Raw genomic sequence first — 17,547 nt, forward strand, 5'->3', positions numbered from 1 at the left:
GACATGCACCACATCAGCTATCCCAACGAGAGCGCCGATTACCGGACCGCGCGCAACGCGCTGCTAGATGCCGAGATCGCGCTGCGGCGCCAGATCGAGGCGGTCGCGGCCCAGCGGCGTGCGCTGCCGCCCGGCGGCGCAATCGCCGAGGACTATGTGTTCGAGCGGATCGGCGCCTATCAGCGGCCCGAGACGGTGAGGCTGTCCGAGCTGTTCGGCGATAAACCGACAATCATCCTCTACAGCTTCATGTGGAATGCCGAGCGCGACAAGCCCTGCCCCGGCTGCACCCATATGCTCGATTCGGTCGATGGCGGCGCGCGCTATATCGACGACCGCGCCCCGCTCTATATCGTCGCCAAGTCGCCGATCGCGCGGCTCGTCGAATGGGCGCGCGTGCGCGGTTGGTCGCACCTCACCTTCCTGTCCGACGTCACCACCCGCTATTCGGCCGATTATTTCGGCGACACGCGCAAATTCCCGGCCGCGATGCGCGACGAGCGAAAATTGAAGCCCGGCGAGGAATGGGACGAGACGATCTTCAACGTCTTTCGCAGGGACGGCGACACCGTCCGCCACCACTGGGGCAGCGAGATGGCGTTCGCGCCGTCCGACCCCGGCCAGCACCATCGCGCCGGCGACCTCGTCGATTCGCTGTGGGGCCTGCTCGACATGACCCCCGAAGGTCGCGGGGATTATTTTCCGACCGTCGAAGGAGCAAAAAGATGACCGATGCCTCCAACTTCATCTGGTACGAACTGATGACCCCCGATCCTGAAGCCGCGAAAGCCTTTTACGACCAGGTCGTCGGCTGGACGCTGTCGACCGGGCACGGCGACAACAGCGATTACGGCTTCATCACCCGCAGCGACGGCGGAATGAATGGCGGGGTGCTGCGGCTGTCGTCCGACATGGCGGCGCACGGCGCGCATCCCTGTTGGCTGGGCTATCTTCACGCCGCCGACGTCGATGCCGAAATCGAAGCGATCGAGGCGTCGGGCGGTACGCTGCTGATGCCCGCGCGCGATGTCGAGATGGCGGGCCGGATCGCCATGCTCGCCGATCCGCAGGGCGCCCCCTTCTATATCATGGCGCCGACCCCGCCGCCGGGGATGGAGGGCATGGAGAGCGACGTCTTTTCGGTCACCGAGGCGCAGCATGTGCGGTGGAACGAACTGGCGACGAACGATCCCGACGGCGCCATCGCCTTTTACACCCGCCACTTCGGCTGGGGACAGGAAGGTGAGATGGATATGGGCGAGATGGGGGCCTATCGCTTCATCCAGCGCCGCGACGTCGGGCTGGGCGCCGTGATGCCTCTGATGCCCGGCATGCCGGCACCGATGTGGACCTATTATATCGGGGTCGACGATATCGACCGGGCGCTGGCCGCGGTAAAAACCCATGGCGGCACGGTGACCAACGAACCGATGGAAATCCCGGGCGGCGAATATGCGATGAACGCAATCGACCCGCAGGGTGCCGCCTTTGGGCTGGTCGGACCGCGCAAATCATAAACGGCCTCCCCTGAAGGGGAGCAAGCAAGAGGAAGAGGAGAGAGGTGATGACGAATCCCGACCAGCGCCCCACCAGCGGGCTGACCCCGCATATCGCGATCGCCGACAAGCGTGCGAGCGAAGCGATCGATTTCTATGCGAAGGCGTTCGGCGCGACCGAGCGGATGCGCATGCCGGCACAGGATGGCGTGCGATTGATGCACGCGCACCTGCTGGTCAACGGCGCCTCGCTGATGATGCACGACGATTTCCCCGAATATAGCGGCGGGCCGATGGCGCCGCCCACCGGGGTGACGATGCACCTGCACGTCGACGACACCGACGCCTGGTACCATCGCGCGATCGCGGCCGGCGCGACGTCGCAACTCGAACCGCATGATGCTTTCTGGGGGGACCGTTATGCCCAGGTGAAGGATCCGTTCGGACACCTGTGGTCGATTGGGGCACCCATCAAAGGAGAGAAATGATGTCCAATAAAGCAACCCTGTGCCTGTGGTACGACAAGGATGCCGAGGAGGCGGCGACTTTCTATGCCGCGACCTTCCCCGACAGCAAGGTCGGCGGCGTCCACCGTGCGCCTACCGACAACCCGAGCAGCAAGGCAGGCGATGTGTTGACCGTCGATTTCACCGTCCTCGGTTTTCCCTGCATCGGCCTGAATGGCGGGCCGGCGTTCAAACATAGCGAAGCCTTTTCCTTCCAGATCCATACCGACACGCAGGAGGAAACCGACCGGCTGTGGAATGCGATCGTCGGCAATGGCGGCGCCGAAAGCATGTGCGGCTGGTGCAAGGACAAATGGGGGATCAACTGGCAGATCACCCCGCGCGTTTTGACCGATGTGATGACGAGCGGCGAGACCGCGGCCGCCAAGCGCGCGTTCGAGGCGATGATGACAATGAAGAAGATCGACGTCGCCACCATCGAAGCCGCGATAAAAGGCGAAGCGGTTGGCGCGGCGTAGCCCCGCGCTCTTCGCCTGGCTGTTCTGCGGGACGCTCGACATCGTCTATGCGGCGGTGTCGAGCGTGGTGCAGGGCGGCACCGTCTCGTCGATGCTGCACGCCGTCGCCAGCGGGCCGTTCGGTGACGGCGCGCGCGCATGGGGGATCGGCGGCGATATCGCGGGACTTGCGACCCATTACGCAATCATGGGGGCAATGGTCGCGACGTGGTTCTTCGTCGCGCGGCGCTGGACGGCGCTGACGACATGGCCGTGGTGGCTCACCGGCACGACCTATGGCCTGATCCTCTACGTCATCATGAACGGAATCGTGCTGCCGCTGCGCTTCGGATCGCCCTTCCCGCCGAACGACCTCGTCAAGGGCGCGATCGCGCTCTTCCCGCATATTTTCTTCGTTGGCTGGCCGCTCGCCTGGCTGGCCCGCAAGGATGCTCGCTGATGCTCATTTTCTATGGCCACCCTTTCTCCTCCTACAGCTGGAAGGCGCAGATCGCTCTGTATGAGAAGGGCATCGATTTCGACTATCGCTCGGTCGATCCCGAATTTCCCGAGCATGGCCCGGAACTGCGGGCCTATTGGCCGATCGGCAAATTCCCGCTGATCGTCCACGACGGCCGGCCCATATTCGAGGCGTCGATCATCATCGAATATCTCGACCATCTGGTGCCCGAACCCCGGCTGATCCCTACGGATTTCGAAGCCGCGCTGAAGGTCCGGCTGCTCGACCGCATCTTCGACAACCATGTCATGGGCCAGATGCAGGAGGTGGTGAACGACGCGATCCGTGGCCCCGACGGCCATGTGCCATCGATCGTCGATGCCGCGAAGGCGAAACTCGACACCATCTATGCCTGGCTCGACAAGGAATTGGCGGGCGGCGGCTGGGCGACACCCGATGGCTTCACCCTCGCCGATTGCGCGGCGGCGCCGTCGCTCTTCTACGCCGACTGGGTGCATCCGATCCCCGCGGCCTATGAGAATCTGCGCGCCTATCGCGCCCGCCTGCTCGCGCACCCCTCGGTCGCGCGCGCGGTCGATGGCGGGCGGCCCTATCGTCATTATTTCCCGCTCGGCGCGCCCGACCGCGATTAACCTCTCGCAGCGTACCGTCCCGAAACGGTACGGCAAGGCCCATAGGGTTAACGGGGCGCTGACATTGCCGCTTTGCCTTTTGGCAAGCGCCTGCGCGCGAAAGCTGTGGCATGGTTTCGGCCTCCGCCCTGCTCCGCACGCTGATCGTCGCCTGCCTCGCGGCGGTGCTGGCGTTCGCGCCGGCGCAGGCCCAGCAGGTCGTGACCACCACGACGGTCACCTGGACCTATGCGACGAGCGACGATGACGGGGATGTCCTCGACGAGGATGCCGCACTGCTCGGCGACGAGGCCGTCGCGAGCGATGCGGATCTGGGGGCGACGCGGCGCTATGCCCCATCGAGCCAACTCGCGGCGCTCGGCCGGGCGAAGGCGGTCTATGGCCCCTTCTCGGTGATCGACGCGACGACCGTCCGCATGGCGGGCGATGTCGATGGCGCGACGCCGCGCCAGTTCGCGGCGATGCTCGCGGCCTATCCGACGCTCAAGCGGATCGAGATGGTCGATTGCCCCGGCAGCCTCGACGAAGCCGCGAACCTGATCCTCGCCCGCGCGATCCGCCGTCAGGGCATGGAGACGGTGGTGCCCGCAGGCGGGTCGGTGCGATCGGGCGCGGTCGAATTGTGGATGGCGGGGGTCCGGCGCAGCGCCGCCCCCGATGCCGAATTCGGGGTGCACAGCTGGGCCGACGAATATGGCCGCGAGGCGCGCGACTATCCCGCCAGCGACCCAGTGCACGCCGAATATCTGAGTTATTATCGCGAAATGGGACTCGACGACGCCAAGGCGCACGCCTTTTACGCGATGACCAACGCGACGCCGTTCGACGATGTGACCTACCTGACGCGCGACGACATGGCGCGCTACGTCACCCTCAACTGATCTAGCCTTGTAACACGCTGGCGGCTACCCCACATCGCGGGGCATGGCAAAGCGCAGCCTTTACCAGCGATTGCGGTCGACCGCGCAGGTACGCCTCGCCTTGTTCCTGCTCGGCTGCCTGCTGATGCTGCTCGCGCCTTTGCTCGGCCCGCTGCCCGGGCCCGGCTTCATCATCCTCTTCCCGCTCGGCCTCGCGCTCGCGCTGCAGAACAGCGCCTGGGCGAAACGCCTCTATGTGCGGTTCAAGCGGCGGCACCCGCGCTATGCCGGCTGGACCGATCGCATCATGCGGCGGGCGAGCGCGGCGCGGCGGCGCGAGCGCGGGATGCTTTCGGGAAGCATCGACGCCAATGCTGCGGATCGCCGCTCCAATGGCGATTGATCGCCAGATGCGATCGGGGGCGATTGATCGCCAGATGCGATCGGGGGCGATTGATCGCCAAATGCGTTCGGGGACAATTGACTTTCGCCCGAATCCTGCTTATTCGCGCCCCCATCAGTGGCCGCCCACGTTTGGCGGCCCTTTTCTGTTAAAGCCTTTGACGAGAATTAGGGACAACCGCGATGAAGCGTACCTTTCAACCGAGCAACCTCGTGCGCGCCCGTCGCCACGGTTTCCGCGCCCGCAAGGCGACGGTTGGCGGCCGCAAGATTCTCGCCAACCGCCGTGCCCAGGGCCGCAAGAAGCTGTCGGCCTAATCGCCGACGCTGCGCCAGCCACGCTGGTGCGAACCTTAAGTAAACGCAGCGAATTTCTGGCCGCCAACCGCGGCCTTCGCTTTCCTATGCCCGGATTCGTCCTGCTCGTGTTTCCGCGCGGCGACGAAGATGCCGGCATCGGCATCGGCTATACCGTCAGCAAGAAGGTCGGCAACGCCGTCACCCGCAACCGGATGAAGCGCCGGCTGCGGGCACTGTGCCGCGCCGCGCTGCCTGAATCGGGAATCGCGGGGGCCAATCATGTGCTGATCGGCCGGCCCGGCGGCAACGACATCGTCTTTGCCGATCTGGACGAGCAACTGACGACCGCACTGCGCCGCGCCGCGAAGAAGCTGGCGAAATGAAGCCTTCGGCTTCCGTTCTTCCCTGTCCTCACCCCGGACTTGATCCAGGGTCCCGCTTTTGGACGTTGCTGAGCGGAACCCTGGATCAAGTCCGGGGTCACGAAGAGGAAAAAGCGCGATTCGCGAATGAAGTTGCGCAGTTTTCAGGGCTTTCCGCATGATCGCCAAACTGCTCATCCTGATCGCGCGCGGCTGGCAACTCGGCCCGTCGCGAATCCTGCCCCCAACCTGCCGCTATGCCCCGTCGTGCAGCGCCTATGCGATCGATGCGCTGCAGAAATATGGCGCGATCAAGGGTGGCTGGATCGCGACAAAGCGGCTATTGCGCTGCCATCCTTGGGGCGGCCACGGCTATGACCCCGTACCATAATCCCTGATTAGACACGAAGAGAGACCAACCGGCGTGGACGACAAGCGTAACTGGATCACGGCATTGTTGCTGTCGGCAGCCATCCTGCTGGGGTGGAACTTCGTCTCCGAGAAATTCTTTCCGACCCCCGACAAGCCCGATGTGACCAAGACGGTCGCCGGGACGACGGCCGCAGTCGGCCCCGCGACGGCGGACCCCGCCCTGCCGGGCCAGCCTGCTGCCGCTCCGGGCGTCCCGGCCGCGCCCGCGATGCAGGTGCTGCGCCCGATAGAAACGGTGCTGGCCGAAGGTCAACGCATTCCGATCGAAACGCCGAAGCTGGCGGGGTCGATCAACCTGGTCGGCGCGCGCATCGACGACATCACGCTCACCAAATATCGCCAGACGATCAAGAAGGACGCGCCGCCGGTGCGCCTGTTCGCGCCCGGCGGCACCAAGGCCGCCTATTTCGCCAGCATCGGCTGGTCGGCGCAAGGCGTCGCGGTTCCGGGTCCGACCACCGTCTGGACCGCGAGCGGTACCAGATTGACCCCGACGACGCCCGTCACGCTGAGCTGGAACAACGGCGCCGGGCAGAATTTCCGTATCGAATACAGCGTCGACAAAGATTATCTGATCACCGCCAAACAGACCATCGCCAACACCGGCGCGGCGCCGGTGACGGCCAGCAGCTTTGCGCTGATCGATCGCCTCGGCAAGCCGACCGACCCGCACGAGCAGACGAGCTGGACCAATCACATCGGCCCGACCGGTTTCGTCGACGACAAGTCGGAATTCGACGTCGACTACACCGATATCGATAAGGGCGAAGCGTTTAAATATGGGTCGGCCGCCTGGCTGGGCTTTACCGACAAATATTGGCTCGCCGCGGTCATTCCGGCCAAGGGCGAACGTGTCACCGCGTCGCTCGCCGCGACCGCCGCGGACAATTACCGGGCCCTTTTTGCACGCCCCTATACGCAGATCGCTCCCGGCAAGCAGAGCAGCACGACCAGCCGGATCTTCGCCGGTGCGAAGGAAGTGAGCGTGCTCGAGAATTATACCGACAAGGAGGGGGTTACCCGCCTGTCGCATGCGATCGACTGGGGCTGGTTCGATTTCTTCGAAATCCCGATCTTCAAACTGCTCGACTGGCTGTTCAAGCAGGTTGGCAATTTCGGCGTCGCGATCATGGCGCTGACGCTGATCATCCGCCTGCTGATGTTCCCGATCGCACAGCGGCAATTCCATTCGATGGCGCAGATGCGCCTGGTACAGCCGAAAATGAAGGCGCTGCAGGAAAAACATAAGGACGACAAGCAGAAGCAGCAGCAGGAGCTGATGAAGCTCTATAAGGACGAGAAGATCAATCCGCTCGCGGGCTGCCTGCCGATCGTCATCCAGATCCCGATCTTTTACGCTCTGTACAAGGTGCTGATGCTGACGATCGAAATGCGTCACCAGCCCTTTGTGCTGTGGATCAAGGATCTGTCGGCCCCCGACCCGGCGCATATCCTGAACCTGTTCGGCCTGTTGCCCTTCACCCCGCCGTCACTGCTGAGCATCGGCGTGCTGGCGGTGATCCTGGGTATCACCATGTGGCTGCAGTTCCGCCTGAACCCCGCCCCGGCCGACCCGGTACAGGCGCAGGTGTTCAAGATCATGCCGTGGATGTTCATGTTCATCATGGCGCCCTTCGCGGCGGGCCTGTTGGTCTACTGGATCACCAACAACATCCTGTCGATCGCGCAGCAGCAATATATGTACAGCAAGTTCCCGGCGCTGAGGACGGCGGTCGCGAAGTGAGCGACGAGCAACCCGCACCCGGGACGGATCCCGAACGCCCCGAACGCGCGCGCAAGCTGTTTTCGGGGCCGATCGCCTTTTTGAAATCGGCGCCGGCGCTCGAACATCTGCCCGCGCCGTCGATGCCCGAGATCGCCTTTGCCGGCCGCTCGAACGTCGGCAAGTCGTCGCTGCTCAACGCGCTGACCAACCGCAACAATCTGGCGCGCACCTCGGTAACGCCGGGGCGGACGCAGGAGCTCAACTATTTCGACGTCGGCGAGCCGCTGATTTTCCGGCTGGTTGATATGCCCGGCTATGGCTTTGCCAAGGCGCCGAAGGATGTCGTCAGGAAATGGCGCTTCCTGATCAACGACTATCTTCGCGGGCGCGCAGTGCTGAAACGCACGCTGGTGCTGATCGACAGCCGCCACGGGATCAAGGAGGTCGACCGCGACGTGCTCGAGATGCTCGACACCGCAGCGGTGAGCTACCGGATCGTGCTGACCAAGGCCGACAAGGTGAAGGCGACCGAACTCGCTGCGGTACTGGCGGCGACCGAGGTTGAAGCGCGCAAGCACCCGGCGGCGCACCCGCAAGTGATCGTGACGAGCAGCGAAAAGGGCATGGGCATCGCCGAGCTGCGCACCGCGGTGCTGGAGGCGGTGGAGGTTTGACTTTCGCTCCGCTCCCCTTGAGGGAGAGGAAAAGAGGGAGACGCCATGAAACTGTTCATCGGCAATAAGGCCTATTCGAGCTGGAGCCTGCGCGGCTGGCTGGCGGCCAAGCATAGCGGGCTGCCGTTCGAAGAAGTCACCGTCCCGCTGTACGACGAGGATTGGTCGAACCGGCGCGAGGGCGACGAGTTCGCGCCGTCGGGAGGCAAGGTGCCGATCCTGTGGGACGGCGAGGATATCGTCGTCTGGGACAGCCTGGCGATCGTCGATTATCTCGACGAAAAGACCGGCGGCGAGCGCGGCTATTGGCCGACCGATATCGCGGCGCGCGCGATGGCGCGGTCGATGGCGGCCGAGATGCATTCGAGCTTCGCCGCGCTGCGCCGCAACCACAGCATGAATATCCGCCGTATCTATCCGGCGGGTGACCTGCTGCCCGAGGTGCAGGCCGACGTGGTCCGCATCATCCAGATCTGGGCTGAAGCGCGCGCGCGTTTCGGCGGCGAAGGGGACTTTCTGTTCGGCGATTGGTCCGCGGCGGACATGATGTTCGCGCCGGTGGTGACGCGCTTCATCACTTATTCGATCCCGCTGCCGCGCTTTGCCCTGCCTTATTGCCAGGCGGTGATCAGCCATCCGCACATGCAGGAATGGATCGGCGGCGCGCAGGCCGAGGATTGGGTGATCGAGAAGTTCGAAGGGCCGGCGGAGGGCTGAGGTTTCAACGCGATGAACGCGGCGTTCAGCGCAGGGTGCCGGATACGCGGTAGACGCTGTCCATGAAACGCACGCTTATCGCTTCCGTCCTCGCGCTCAGCGCAGCCGTCGTGACCGCCGCCGCCCCCACTGCATCGGAGTGGGAAATCGGCCCGATCATTCGCGGGAAAAACTATTCGGTTGGCATGCCCCTGGCGCCGAAACCCGAGCGCGACGGCTGGTCGTTCGACTTCCCCGTCGGGAGCAAGGCGGCGGGGCATGTCCATTATGTGACCTTCCGCCCCGGATCGCTGGTGGGCAAATCGCGGATCGTCGTGCGTTACCGCATCGACGCGAAGCCCGGCACGCGCTTCGTACCGCAGGCGAACCCCGACCGCGTGGGGACGGTGTCGCTCTATCTCCAGCGGCGGGGCGACAATTGGAACGCCAAGGGGCGTTATCAATATTATCGCTGGTACGCGCCATCGGCGACGGTGCGCGAGCTGACGCCGGGGGTGGGTGAAATCAGCGTAGCACTCGACGATCCGCAATGGATTTCGGTGCTGGGGCAGCCGTCGGCGAACAATCCGGGCGCGATGCAAGACGCGCTCGCCGACATCGAGCGGATCGGGCTGGTGTTCGGGTCGTCGAATGCGCGCGGACACGGCGTCTATGCGACCGCGCCGTCGACCTTCGTGATGACGGGGTTCCGGGTCGACTAGGGAATCCGCTTGGCCGGATAGGGCGTGCCGTCCTTGTGGAAATAACCGTCGGGACCGAACAGCATGTCGATATCCGAATAGCCCCCGCCGGTATCATATTTCTTGCCGCCGCCGAGCGCGACGAGGATGCAGTCGCTTTCGCTCTCGTTGACGAGATGATGGCCGTTGGTGCTGCCCTTGGGCCAGACCGCGATGTCGCCGGGGCGCATCGGCCAGCGGCCGCCGTCCTCGACGAGTATCGCTTCGCCCGCGATCATGATGACCATCTCGTCCTCGCCGTCGTGCCAGTGGCGCTGCGACGACATCGCGCCGGGCTTGAGCACGACATGGCTGGCGGCGAAATCGTCGATCCCGGTGACGGGCGCGAGGCGGCGGTACCAGCGGCCCTGCACCGCCACATCATAGGGCGCGGGATAGCCGGTCGCGTTGGTTTGCGGGATGGCGTCGAGATCAAGCTTGGGCATGGGTCCTCCGCTTCCCTTCTGCCGTTGGCATCGAGCGAAGTCGAGATGCGCCCGCGCCAACGTGTCTCGACTTCGCTCGACACGAACGGGTAAGGGAGCGCCATGACCCATAGCATCGACCCCGTGGACCTCGCCCAGGCGCTGATCGCCGCTCCTTCCGTCACCCCGGCCACTGGCACGGTGTTCGATGTGCTCGAGGCGGCGCTCACCCCGCTGGGGTTCGCGGTCGAGCGCTTCATCGACGGGATCGAGCCCGACGGGCCGGTCGAGAATCTGCTGGCGGTGCGCAAAGGCAAGGGGCCGCGGCATTTCGGCTTTGCCGGGCATCTCGACGTCGTGCCGCCGGGGGTGGGCTGGACCGGCGATGCGTTCGCGCCCGAGGTGCGCGGCGAGCTGCTCTACGGGCGCGGCGCGGTCGACATGAAGGGATCGATCGCGGCCTTCGTAGCGGCGGCGGCGGCGACGCCGGTCGAGGCGGGGACGATCAGCCTGCTCATCACCGGCGACGAGGAGGGCCCTGCGATCTTCGGCACCCGCGCGCTGATGGAGCATATGGCGGGGCGCGGGGTGACGCCCGACATGATCGTCGTCGGCGAGCCGACGTCGGTCAACCGGCTCGGCGACATGGTCAAGATCGGGCGGCGCGGGTCGGTCAATATCTGGATCGACGTGCCTGGGACGCAGGGGCATGTCGCTTACCCGCACCTCGCCGACAATCCGATCCCCAAGCTGGTCCGGATCATGGCGGCGATCGACGCCGTGGTGCTCGACGAGGGCAATGACTGGTTCCAGCCGTCGAACATCGAGTTCACCGACGTCGAGGTCGGCAACGGTGCGACCAATGTCATCCCGGCGTCGGCGCGGGCGCGGCTGTCGATCCGCTTCAACGACGCGCACAAGGGCGCCGAACTGATCGCGATGATCGAGCGGATCGCACAGGGCGTCGCACCGAAGGCGAAGGTGCTGGGGAAGGTGTCGGGCGAGGCGTTCCTGACCCCGCCGGGCGATTTGTCGGGGTTGGTCGCCGAAGCGATCCATGCCGAGACCGACATCGTGCCCGAAATGTCGACGACGGGGGGCACCTCCGACGCGCGCTTCCTGCACGCGCTGTGCCCGGTGGTCGAATTCGGGCTGACCAATGCGACGATGCATAAGCTCGACGAGGCGGTCGCGGTGGCGGACCTGCATGCACTCACCGCCATCTATCGCGGGATATTGATGCGCGCCTTTGCCTAGTCGTCGCGGCTGCGGCGCAGGATGACATAGACCGCGCCCGCGCCGCCGTGGCTGATATGCGCGGGGCGGAGCGCGACGATCTGGTCGGCGTGGGGCGAATAAGCGAGCCAGTCGGGGAGCGAAGCGCGGATCGCACCGCGCGGGCGCGGGTCGCCGTGCATCTGCGGCAGGCGGTCGGCGCCGGGGCGCAGGCGCCCCGCGACGACGAGCAGCACGCGTGCCCCGCGGACGAGCGCGCGGTGGATACTCTCGTCGAGCAAGGCCTGCGCCGAGCCGAGCGTGTGGCCGTGGAGGTCAATGCTCATGTCGGGGCGGACGAGCCCCTTGCGCAAGCGGCGGTCCCAATGGCCGTCGAGCGTCGCGACGCTGTGTATGCGGCGCGGCGGTGGGAGCGGCGCGGGTGGACGCGCGGCGGGGGGTGCGACGGTGCGTGGCGGCGTCTTGGGCGGCTTGACCGTCGGCGGGGCGGCGGGGGCGAGCGGGACGGACTGTCTGGCAATCGGCGTGACCGTCGCTGCCACCCTTTTCCAGAGCGCCGACTCGTCGGGGGCGAGCCGGCGAGCCATCGTCAGCGCCGGATGAGGCGCGCGATGCTGGTGCGCGGCAGGAGGAGCAACGCCGAGCCGCGTCCCGCCATGCCGCCGGCAATCGCACGCGCGTCGTTGCCGGCGCCCCAGAAGCTGTCGAAACGGTTCGCGCCCCTGATCGCGCCGCCGGTGTCCTGTGCGATCCACAGGCCGTTCGGTTCGGCGCGGTCGAGCGACAGGAAGACAGGGGCGCCGAGCGGCGTATATTTGGGATCGGCGGCGACACTGCTGCGTCCCGTTACCGGCACGCCGAGCGCACCGAGGGGCCCGGGACCGACGATCTCGCGGAAAAAGACCCAGCTGGGATTCTCGTTCATTACCGCGGCGCCGCGCACCGGGTCGGCGCGCAGATAGTCGAGGATGCCCTGCATCGAGGTCTGGCCCGACTTGAGTTCACCGCGATCGGCGAGCAGCTTGCCGATGCCAACATAGTCGCGACCGTTCTGCGTGTCGTAGCCGATGCGCATGACTTCGCCGTCAGGAAGGCGCAGGCGGCCCGAACCCTGGATCTGCAGGAAGAAGAATTCGGCGGCGTCCGCAGCCCAGGCGATTTCGAGTCCGCGGCCTTCGAGGGCGCCGCGCTCGATCGCCCCGCGGTCGTAATAGCGCACGAAATTGCTGCCCTCGACCCGGCCGCGAATCTTCTTGCCCTTGAGGTCGTCCGAGAATTGGCCGAGATCGACATCGATCAGGTCGGCGGGGCGGCGATAGATGGGGATGTCGTAGCCCGTGCGCTTGGTGCGCGATCCGGCGATTTCGGGCTCGTAATAGCCGGTGACGAAGGCGGTGCCGGCGCCGACCTGTACGGTGCCGAAATAGCGGGTAAAAAAGGCCGCAGCGTCGCTGTCGCGCCAGTCTTTCGCGGCGTTACAGCTGTCATTCCAGTCGGCGTTCTGAGTCAGGCCGCTGACGTCGGCGCGGCGCATGACCGAGGGGCAACTGAGGCGGAAGGCCGCAAGCGCCGCACTCGCCTGCGACGCAGAGATGCCGAGATCGGCATATTCGGGACCGGCGATCGCCCCGGCTTCGGCGGCGGTGGTCGCGCTCGCGGGCACGGGCGGCGCGGCAAGCGTGGCCCGGGGCGTCGCGGGAATCGGTTTCGCCGCGACCGTGCCGCTTTCCGAAGGGCGCGGGGTGTAGGGGCGTGTGGAACCCGTCGGCGTGGGCGCAGGCGACGGGGTTGGCGCAGGCGCGGGGCGCGGCGTGGTTTCGACACGGCCACCGCCCGCATCGGGAATCACCGACGAACAGGCCGACAGCGCGGGCGCGATGGCGAGGAGGGCGAATCCCAGCGCCCGGGTGATCACGGGGCCGGGCATCGCAATCAGGCGGTTTCGGCTTCGTCGAGCAGCCAGTTGGGATCGTTGCTGCCGATCGCGCGGCGGAAGGTCCAATGGTCGTTGGTCTCGCGCGCATCGATCATCGAGCCGGCGATCATATTGCCCTCGGCATCGCGGGTGATCGCGCTGATGTCGGCGCGATAGTGGACGGTGACGCGTGCCTCGCCGCCCGACAGTTCGACCGCCGTGATCTTTGCCGAATCGATACCGACAAGGCGGTTGTCGAGCCGTTCGCCACGCGCCTCGCGCGCCGCGATCGCTTCGACGAAGCCTTCGTAGCTGTCCTGATCGCACAGGTCACGCAGCGTGTCGCGATCGCCGGTCCAGAAAGCCTCGAGGATCATGCGATAGGCCGCCTCGGCTCCCTCCATGAAACGGCCGGCGTCGAAGCTGCGGTCGGTCGCGAGCAAGGCACGCAGCCCGGCTTCGGCGGCGGGTTCGTAGACGAGGCCAGCGGTGTCGGCGGCGCCCTGCGGCGCCGGGGGCGCTTCGGGATCGTCGAGGCGCACCGGTGCGGGAGCGGCACGGTCGTCGCGGCGCGGCAGCACGGGTTCCTGTTCGTGGCCCGTACGCTTGCCGAGCACCGAATAGAGCCGCATGCCGAGAAAGGCGGCAATCATGGCGAGCAGGACGATCGAAATGGCTGTCACGGGCTGAAGTCCAATATGAATATCAAAAAGTCGAACCGTTACATAGGCTATCGGCGGCCATGTTTCAAATGTCCATGGCCGCCGCCATGCGGGAGGTCAACGCCTGCCACGCCGAAGCGGTTGCGGGGCACGCCCCCCGGGGCTCCCTATGGGCGCCCATTGTGCTGGCGGTCCGCCACTGCTAAGCGGCGCCGCAATCGCCCGTGCCGCCGGATCGACCGATTATGGCGCCGCGGGAGCCAGATGAAGACGACAGGGAAAGCAAGACCGACATGGCCGACGACACCACGCCCGAATTCACCCCCGAAACCCTTTCGAACGGCGAAGACAATTTGCCTGCGATCGGCCTGATCTCGCAATATGTGAAGGATCTGTCGTTCGAGAATCCGAATGCGCCCGCGATCTATCAGGTGCAGGACGCGCCTCAGGTCGACGTCCAGTTCAACATCGGTGCCGACAATGTCGGCGACAATCTGTTCGAAGTGTCGCTGAAGATCGATATCACCTCGAAGAATGCCGAGCTGGTCGGCTTTGTCGTCGAGCTGAAATATGCGGGACTGTTCGGCGTGCGCAACGTGCCCGACGACCAGCTCCAGCCTTTCTTCCTTGCCGAAGCGCCGCGCATCCTGTTCCCCTTCGCACGCCGGGTCGTCGCGGACGTCGTGCGCGACGGCGGCTTCCCCCCGCTGCTTCTCGAACCCATCGATTTCCACGGCCTGTTTCAGCAGCAAGCGCAGCAGATCGCGGCCGAACAGGCCGGCGAAGCGCCGGTCGGGCAGGCCTGATCGCGCTGAACAACCATCGTCATTGCGAGGGCCGACGGCCCGCGGCAATCCAGTGCGGCCCAAAACCGCTCTGGATTGCTTCGCTTCGCTCGCAATGACGCAGTCTATGGATCGCAGATCCACGCTCGCCGGGCGCGCCGCATGAGCAGCCTGGTCAAGAGCGTCGGGACGATCGGCGGGCTGACGATGGTCAGCCGGTTGTTCGGCTTCGCGCGCGACATGCTGCTCGCGCGGGTGCTCGGGGCGGGACTCGCGGCCGACGCCTTCCAGCTCGCCTTCACCCTGCCCAATACCTTTCGCCGGCTGTTCGCCGAGGGCGCCTTTTCGGTCGCCTTCGTGCCGATGTACAGCCGCGCGCTGCACGGAGAGGGCGGCGAGGAAGCGGCTGCGAAATTTGCCGACGATGTGCTCGCGCTGTTCCTGTGGGTGCTGCTGATCTTCTCCGCCGTCGCGATGATCGTGATGCCGGGGATCGTCTGGCTGCTCGCGCGCGAATATCAGACGGTGCCCGGCAAGTTCGAACTCGCCGTCTTCCTGAGCCGCATCACCTTTCCCTATCTCGGGCTGATCAGCCTCGTCGCGATGCTGTCGGGGCTGCTCAACGCGCGCTCGCGTTTCGCGCCCGGCGCGGCGGCCCCGGTGCTGCTCAACATCGTGCTGATCGCGGGCATCTTGATCGGTGCCGAGTTCCGCGGACCGGGCGGCGACGACCGTATCGTCGCGCTCGCGCTCGCGATATCGGTCGCACTCGCGGGGGTCGCCCAGCTCGCCTATCTCTGGTGGTCGGTGCGGCGCGCTGGGCTGAAACTCCACATCCGCCTACCCAAGGTCACCCCCGAGGTGAAGAAGCTGGGCATGCTGATCCTGCCCGCGACCTTTGGTGCCGGAATCTACCAGATCAGCCAGTTCGTCGACACCTTCTTCGCGACCAGTCTGCCGCAGGGGTCGCTGACCCTGCTCAAGCTCGCCGACCGGCTGAACCAGTTGCCGCTCGGTATCGTCGGCATCGCGCTGGGCACGGCGATCCTGCCGATGCTCGCGCGCCATATCCACAGCGACGACGGCGCCGAGGCCCAAAGGCTGCAGGCCAATGCGTTCGAGATCGCGACGCTGCTGACCCTGCCCGCCGCCGCCGCGCTCGCGATCTGCGCCCCCGCCTTTACCGCCGCCTTTTTCGTCGGGGGGAAGTTCACCGCCGCCGATGGCGCGCTGATGGCGAATATCGTCGTCGCGCTGGTCGCGGGCCTGCCCGCCTATGTCATCGTCAAGATTCTGAACCCCGGCTTCTTCGCGCGCGAGGATACGCGCACCCCGGTTTGGACGGCCCTCGCCTCGCTGATCGTCAATATCGCGATCAACCTCTATGTCGTCGAACGCTATGGGATCGTCGGCCTCGCCGGGGCGACCGCGGTGTCGGCCTCCATCAACTGCCTGTTACTCTATATCATCCTGCACCGACGCGGCTGGTTCCACTTCACCGCACGGCTCGGCGGGCGCATCCTGCGCCAGCTGGTCGCGGTCGCGGGGATGGCGGCGGCGCTGTGGTGGCTGATGCCGCAGCTTCAGGCCTATTATGCTGGGTCGGTAATCGAGCGGATCGGGTCGCTCGGTGCGCTGTGCGCGGTCGGTGGCGTGACCTTCTTTGCCGCCGCTTTCCTGGTCGGCGCGCTTGACAAGGATCTGATCGCCATGCTGACGCGGCGGCGCGCCAAACCGGCGCTTACAGAGGAATAGATCATGCGGACCTTGTCGGGCATCCAGCCCACCGGAAATTTGCACCTGGGCAATTATCTGGGTGCGATCCGCAACTGGGTGCGCATGCAGGACGAGATGGAAGGCGAGAAGCTCTATTTCCTCGCCGACCTGCACGCGATCACCGTCCATAACGACCCCGCCGCGCTGACCGCGAACACGCGCGAGATGGCAGCGGCGCTGATCGCGGCGGGGATCGACCCCGCCAAGGCCATCCTGTTCAACCAGGCGCGCGTGCCCGCGCATGCCGAACTCGGCTGGCTGCTGTTCTGCACCGCGCGAATCGGCTGGCTGAACCGGATGACCCAGTTCAAGGAAAAGTCGGGCAAGAACCGCGAGGGCGCGAGCGTCGGGCTTTACGCCTATCCGGTGCTACAAGCGGCCGACGTGCTGCTGTACCAGACCACGCATGTCCCCGTGGGCGACGACCAGAAGCAGCATCTGGAACTCGCGCGCGACGTCGCAACCAAGTTCAACCTCGACACCGGGACCGAGACCTTCACCCTGCCCGATGCGACGATCCCGCCGGCGGCGGCGCGGATTATGAGCCTGCGCGACGGGTCGGCGAAGATGTCGAAGTCGGATCCGAGCGACGCGAGCCGGATCAACCTGGTCGACGATGCCGAGACGATCATGGCGAAGATCCGCAAGGCGAAGACCGACGCCGAGCCGCTGCCGTCGGAGTCCGCAGGACTCGAAGGGCGGCCCGAAGCGAAGAATCTGGTGTCGATCTATGCGGCGATGGCCGACGAGAGCGTCGATTCGGTGCTGGCCCGGTTCGGCGGACAAGGCTTTGGCGCGTTCAAGCCGGCGCTCGGCGAGCTGCTGGTCGAAACGCTGACCCCGATAGCGAAGCGGCTGAACGCGCTGAAGGCCGACACGGCGGCGATCGACGCGGCGCTGGAGGATGGCGCGGCAAGGGCGAAAGCGCTGGCACAGCCGACGCTCGACGCGGCCTATGCCGCGCTGGGGCTGTGCCGCTGAGC

The 17,547-nt window shown here is 65.8% G+C and carries 23 protein-coding genes; 19 read left to right on the plus strand and 4 right to left on the minus strand.

All coding sequences use genetic code 11. From position 1 onward, the window contains the following. The first annotated feature begins 3 nt into the window (after window positions 1-3). From AC07U1_RS03455 to AC07U1_RS03525, 15 genes are all read left to right on the plus strand, one after another. Window positions 4-729: a DUF899 family protein gene (locus tag AC07U1_RS03455; RefSeq protein ID WP_187140081.1), complete on the plus strand. Its 726-nt coding sequence runs from the start codon at window positions 4-6 to the stop codon at window positions 727-729. Then, window positions 726-1,517, plus strand: a complete 792-nt coding sequence (locus AC07U1_RS03460; RefSeq protein WP_495177430.1) for a VOC family protein — start codon at window positions 726-728, stop codon at window positions 1,515-1,517. Before AC07U1_RS03455 ends, AC07U1_RS03460 begins: the two co-directional genes overlap by 4 nt. Before the next feature lie 47 nt (window positions 1,518-1,564). Then, window positions 1,565-1,984 carry a VOC family protein gene (locus tag AC07U1_RS03465; RefSeq protein WP_495177429.1) on the plus strand — a complete coding sequence of 140 codons (420 nt, stop codon included), beginning with the start codon at window positions 1,565-1,567 and terminating at the stop codon, window positions 1,982-1,984. Next, window positions 1,984-2,481, plus strand: coding sequence for a VOC family protein (locus AC07U1_RS03470; protein ID WP_495197645.1), 498 nt, complete (start codon window positions 1,984-1,986; stop codon window positions 2,479-2,481). Before AC07U1_RS03465 ends, AC07U1_RS03470 begins: the two co-directional genes overlap by 1 nt. After that, window positions 2,468-2,920 (plus strand): hypothetical protein, encoded by a 453-nt coding sequence (locus AC07U1_RS03475; RefSeq protein WP_495177427.1) that lies wholly within the window; start codon window positions 2,468-2,470, stop codon window positions 2,918-2,920. Before AC07U1_RS03470 ends, AC07U1_RS03475 begins: the two co-directional genes overlap by 14 nt. Continuing rightward, complete coding sequence (locus AC07U1_RS03480) at window positions 2,920-3,573, plus strand: glutathione S-transferase family protein (RefSeq protein WP_495177426.1); 654 nt, start codon at window positions 2,920-2,922, stop codon at window positions 3,571-3,573. The genes AC07U1_RS03475 and AC07U1_RS03480 overlap by 1 nt, the downstream gene beginning before the upstream one ends. 110 nt (window positions 3,574-3,683) lie before the next feature. After that, window positions 3,684-4,454 (plus strand): alpha/beta hydrolase, encoded by a 771-nt coding sequence (locus AC07U1_RS03485; protein ID WP_495177425.1) that lies wholly within the window; start codon window positions 3,684-3,686, stop codon window positions 4,452-4,454. Window positions 4,455-4,497: 43 nt separating this feature from the next. Then, on the plus strand, window positions 4,498-4,836 hold the full coding sequence (locus AC07U1_RS03490) for a hypothetical protein (protein WP_056344789.1): 339 nt from the start codon (window positions 4,498-4,500) through the stop codon (window positions 4,834-4,836). A 182-nt stretch (window positions 4,837-5,018) separates the two neighbouring features. Continuing rightward, complete coding sequence (gene rpmH / locus AC07U1_RS03495) at window positions 5,019-5,153, plus strand: 50S ribosomal protein L34 (protein ID WP_039570342.1); 135 nt, start codon at window positions 5,019-5,021, stop codon at window positions 5,151-5,153. A 26-nt stretch (window positions 5,154-5,179) separates the two neighbouring features. Next, window positions 5,180-5,518: a ribonuclease P protein component gene (gene rnpA / locus AC07U1_RS03500; protein WP_495177424.1), complete on the plus strand. Its 339-nt coding sequence runs from the start codon at window positions 5,180-5,182 to the stop codon at window positions 5,516-5,518. 157 nt (window positions 5,519-5,675) lie between these two features. After that, window positions 5,676-5,888, plus strand: coding sequence for a membrane protein insertion efficiency factor YidD (gene yidD / locus AC07U1_RS03505; RefSeq protein WP_056344795.1), 213 nt, complete (start codon window positions 5,676-5,678; stop codon window positions 5,886-5,888). A 33-nt stretch (window positions 5,889-5,921) separates the two neighbouring features. Further along, window positions 5,922-7,673 carry a membrane protein insertase YidC gene (yidC, locus tag AC07U1_RS03510; protein ID WP_495177423.1) on the plus strand — a complete coding sequence of 584 codons (1,752 nt, stop codon included), beginning with the start codon at window positions 5,922-5,924 and terminating at the stop codon, window positions 7,671-7,673. Further along, window positions 7,670-8,329: a ribosome biogenesis GTP-binding protein YihA/YsxC gene (gene yihA / locus AC07U1_RS03515; RefSeq protein WP_056344802.1), complete on the plus strand. Its 660-nt coding sequence runs from the start codon at window positions 7,670-7,672 to the stop codon at window positions 8,327-8,329. Before yidC ends, yihA begins: the two co-directional genes overlap by 4 nt. Before the next feature lie 45 nt (window positions 8,330-8,374). Continuing rightward, complete coding sequence (locus AC07U1_RS03520) at window positions 8,375-9,046, plus strand: glutathione S-transferase family protein (protein WP_187140070.1); 672 nt, start codon at window positions 8,375-8,377, stop codon at window positions 9,044-9,046. Window positions 9,047-9,108: 62 nt separating this feature from the next. Beyond that, window positions 9,109-9,747 carry a hypothetical protein gene (locus AC07U1_RS03525; protein ID WP_495177422.1) on the plus strand — a complete coding sequence of 213 codons (639 nt, stop codon included), beginning with the start codon at window positions 9,109-9,111 and terminating at the stop codon, window positions 9,745-9,747. On the opposite strand, the gene AC07U1_RS03530 is transcribed toward AC07U1_RS03525, so the two are convergent. Continuing rightward, complete coding sequence (locus AC07U1_RS03530; protein WP_495177421.1) at window positions 9,744-10,211, minus strand: cupin domain-containing protein; 468 nt, start codon at window positions 10,209-10,211, stop codon at window positions 9,744-9,746. The two genes, AC07U1_RS03525 and AC07U1_RS03530, sit on opposite strands and share 4 nt — an antisense overlap. A 102-nt stretch (window positions 10,212-10,313) precedes the next feature. Between AC07U1_RS03530 and dapE the strand changes: the two genes are divergently transcribed. Next, a complete protein-coding gene (gene dapE / locus AC07U1_RS03535) occupies window positions 10,314-11,447 on the plus strand; it encodes a succinyl-diaminopimelate desuccinylase (RefSeq protein WP_495177420.1) in 1,134 nt (377 codons plus the stop codon). Here the strand turns inward: dapE and AC07U1_RS03540 are convergent. Genes AC07U1_RS03540 through AC07U1_RS03550 form a run of 3 tightly spaced genes read right to left on the minus strand, consistent with a single transcriptional unit; the run spans window position 11,444 to window position 14,024 of the window. Beyond that, window positions 11,444-12,013: a Smr/MutS family protein gene (locus tag AC07U1_RS03540; RefSeq protein WP_495177419.1), complete on the minus strand. Its 570-nt coding sequence runs from the start codon at window positions 12,011-12,013 to the stop codon at window positions 11,444-11,446. The genes dapE and AC07U1_RS03540 overlap by 4 nt on opposite strands. Before the next feature lie 2 nt (window positions 12,014-12,015). Then, the gene (gene mltA / locus AC07U1_RS03545; protein WP_495197646.1) at window positions 12,016-13,341 is read right to left on the minus strand and encodes a murein transglycosylase A; all 1,326 of its coding nucleotides are present in this window, start codon (window positions 13,339-13,341) and stop codon (window positions 12,016-12,018) included. A gap of 17 nt (window positions 13,342-13,358) precedes the next feature. Next, the gene (locus AC07U1_RS03550; protein ID WP_492735494.1) at window positions 13,359-14,024 is read right to left on the minus strand and encodes a Tim44/TimA family putative adaptor protein; all 666 of its coding nucleotides are present in this window, start codon (window positions 14,022-14,024) and stop codon (window positions 13,359-13,361) included. Between the two features lie 272 nt (window positions 14,025-14,296). Between AC07U1_RS03550 and secB the strand changes: the two genes are divergently transcribed. The 3 genes from secB to trpS all read left to right on the plus strand — a co-directional run bounded on the left by secB (window position 14,297) and on the right by trpS (window position 17,545). Then, window positions 14,297-14,809, plus strand: coding sequence for a protein-export chaperone SecB (secB, locus tag AC07U1_RS03555; protein WP_056347085.1), 513 nt, complete (start codon window positions 14,297-14,299; stop codon window positions 14,807-14,809). Window positions 14,810-14,950: 141 nt separating this feature from the next. After that, window positions 14,951-16,543, plus strand: coding sequence for a murein biosynthesis integral membrane protein MurJ (gene murJ / locus AC07U1_RS03560; RefSeq protein WP_495177417.1), 1,593 nt, complete (start codon window positions 14,951-14,953; stop codon window positions 16,541-16,543). 3 nt (window positions 16,544-16,546) lie between these two features. Continuing rightward, window positions 16,547-17,545, plus strand: coding sequence for a tryptophan--tRNA ligase (trpS, locus tag AC07U1_RS03565; RefSeq protein WP_495177416.1), 999 nt, complete (start codon window positions 16,547-16,549; stop codon window positions 17,543-17,545). Window positions 17,546-17,547 lie beyond the last annotated feature (2 nt).

The organism is Sphingopyxis sp. GW821-FHT02C12 (assembly GCF_059421785.1).

What these genes read in the sequence shown, in the direction of transcription:
- AC07U1_RS03520 (WP_187140070.1), top strand. Translation starts at nt 8,375, where the DNA reads ATGAAACTGTTCATCGGCAATAAGGCCTATTCGAGCTGGAGCCTGCGC.
- AC07U1_RS03455 (WP_187140081.1), top strand. Translation starts at nt 4, where the DNA reads ATGCACCACATCAGCTATCCCAACGAGAGCGCCGATTACCGGACCGCG.
- AC07U1_RS03460 (WP_495177430.1), top strand. Translation starts at nt 726, where the DNA reads ATGACCGATGCCTCCAACTTCATCTGGTACGAACTGATGACCCCCGAT.
- AC07U1_RS03525 (WP_495177422.1), top strand. Translation starts at nt 9,109, where the DNA reads ATGAAACGCACGCTTATCGCTTCCGTCCTCGCGCTCAGCGCAGCCGTC.
- AC07U1_RS03530 (WP_495177421.1), bottom strand. Translation starts at nt 10,211, where the DNA reads ATGCCCAAGCTTGATCTCGACGCCATCCCGCAAACCAACGCGACCGGC.
- AC07U1_RS03480 (WP_495177426.1), top strand. Translation starts at nt 2,920, where the DNA reads ATGCTCATTTTCTATGGCCACCCTTTCTCCTCCTACAGCTGGAAGGCG.
- AC07U1_RS03490 (WP_056344789.1), top strand. Translation starts at nt 4,498, where the DNA reads ATGGCAAAGCGCAGCCTTTACCAGCGATTGCGGTCGACCGCGCAGGTA.
- AC07U1_RS03470 (WP_495197645.1), top strand. Translation starts at nt 1,984, where the DNA reads ATGTCCAATAAAGCAACCCTGTGCCTGTGGTACGACAAGGATGCCGAG.
- secB (WP_056347085.1), top strand. Translation starts at nt 14,297, where the DNA reads ATGGCCGACGACACCACGCCCGAATTCACCCCCGAAACCCTTTCGAAC.
- AC07U1_RS03540 (WP_495177419.1), bottom strand. Translation starts at nt 12,013, where the DNA reads ATGGCTCGCCGGCTCGCCCCCGACGAGTCGGCGCTCTGGAAAAGGGTG.
- trpS (WP_495177416.1), top strand. Translation starts at nt 16,547, where the DNA reads ATGCGGACCTTGTCGGGCATCCAGCCCACCGGAAATTTGCACCTGGGC.
- rpmH (WP_039570342.1), top strand. Translation starts at nt 5,019, where the DNA reads ATGAAGCGTACCTTTCAACCGAGCAACCTCGTGCGCGCCCGTCGCCAC.
- murJ (WP_495177417.1), top strand. Translation starts at nt 14,951, where the DNA reads ATGAGCAGCCTGGTCAAGAGCGTCGGGACGATCGGCGGGCTGACGATG.
- AC07U1_RS03485 (WP_495177425.1), top strand. Translation starts at nt 3,684, where the DNA reads ATGGTTTCGGCCTCCGCCCTGCTCCGCACGCTGATCGTCGCCTGCCTC.
- yidD (WP_056344795.1), top strand. Translation starts at nt 5,676, where the DNA reads ATGATCGCCAAACTGCTCATCCTGATCGCGCGCGGCTGGCAACTCGGC.
- dapE (WP_495177420.1), top strand. Translation starts at nt 10,314, where the DNA reads ATGACCCATAGCATCGACCCCGTGGACCTCGCCCAGGCGCTGATCGCC.
- AC07U1_RS03465 (WP_495177429.1), top strand. Translation starts at nt 1,565, where the DNA reads ATGACGAATCCCGACCAGCGCCCCACCAGCGGGCTGACCCCGCATATC.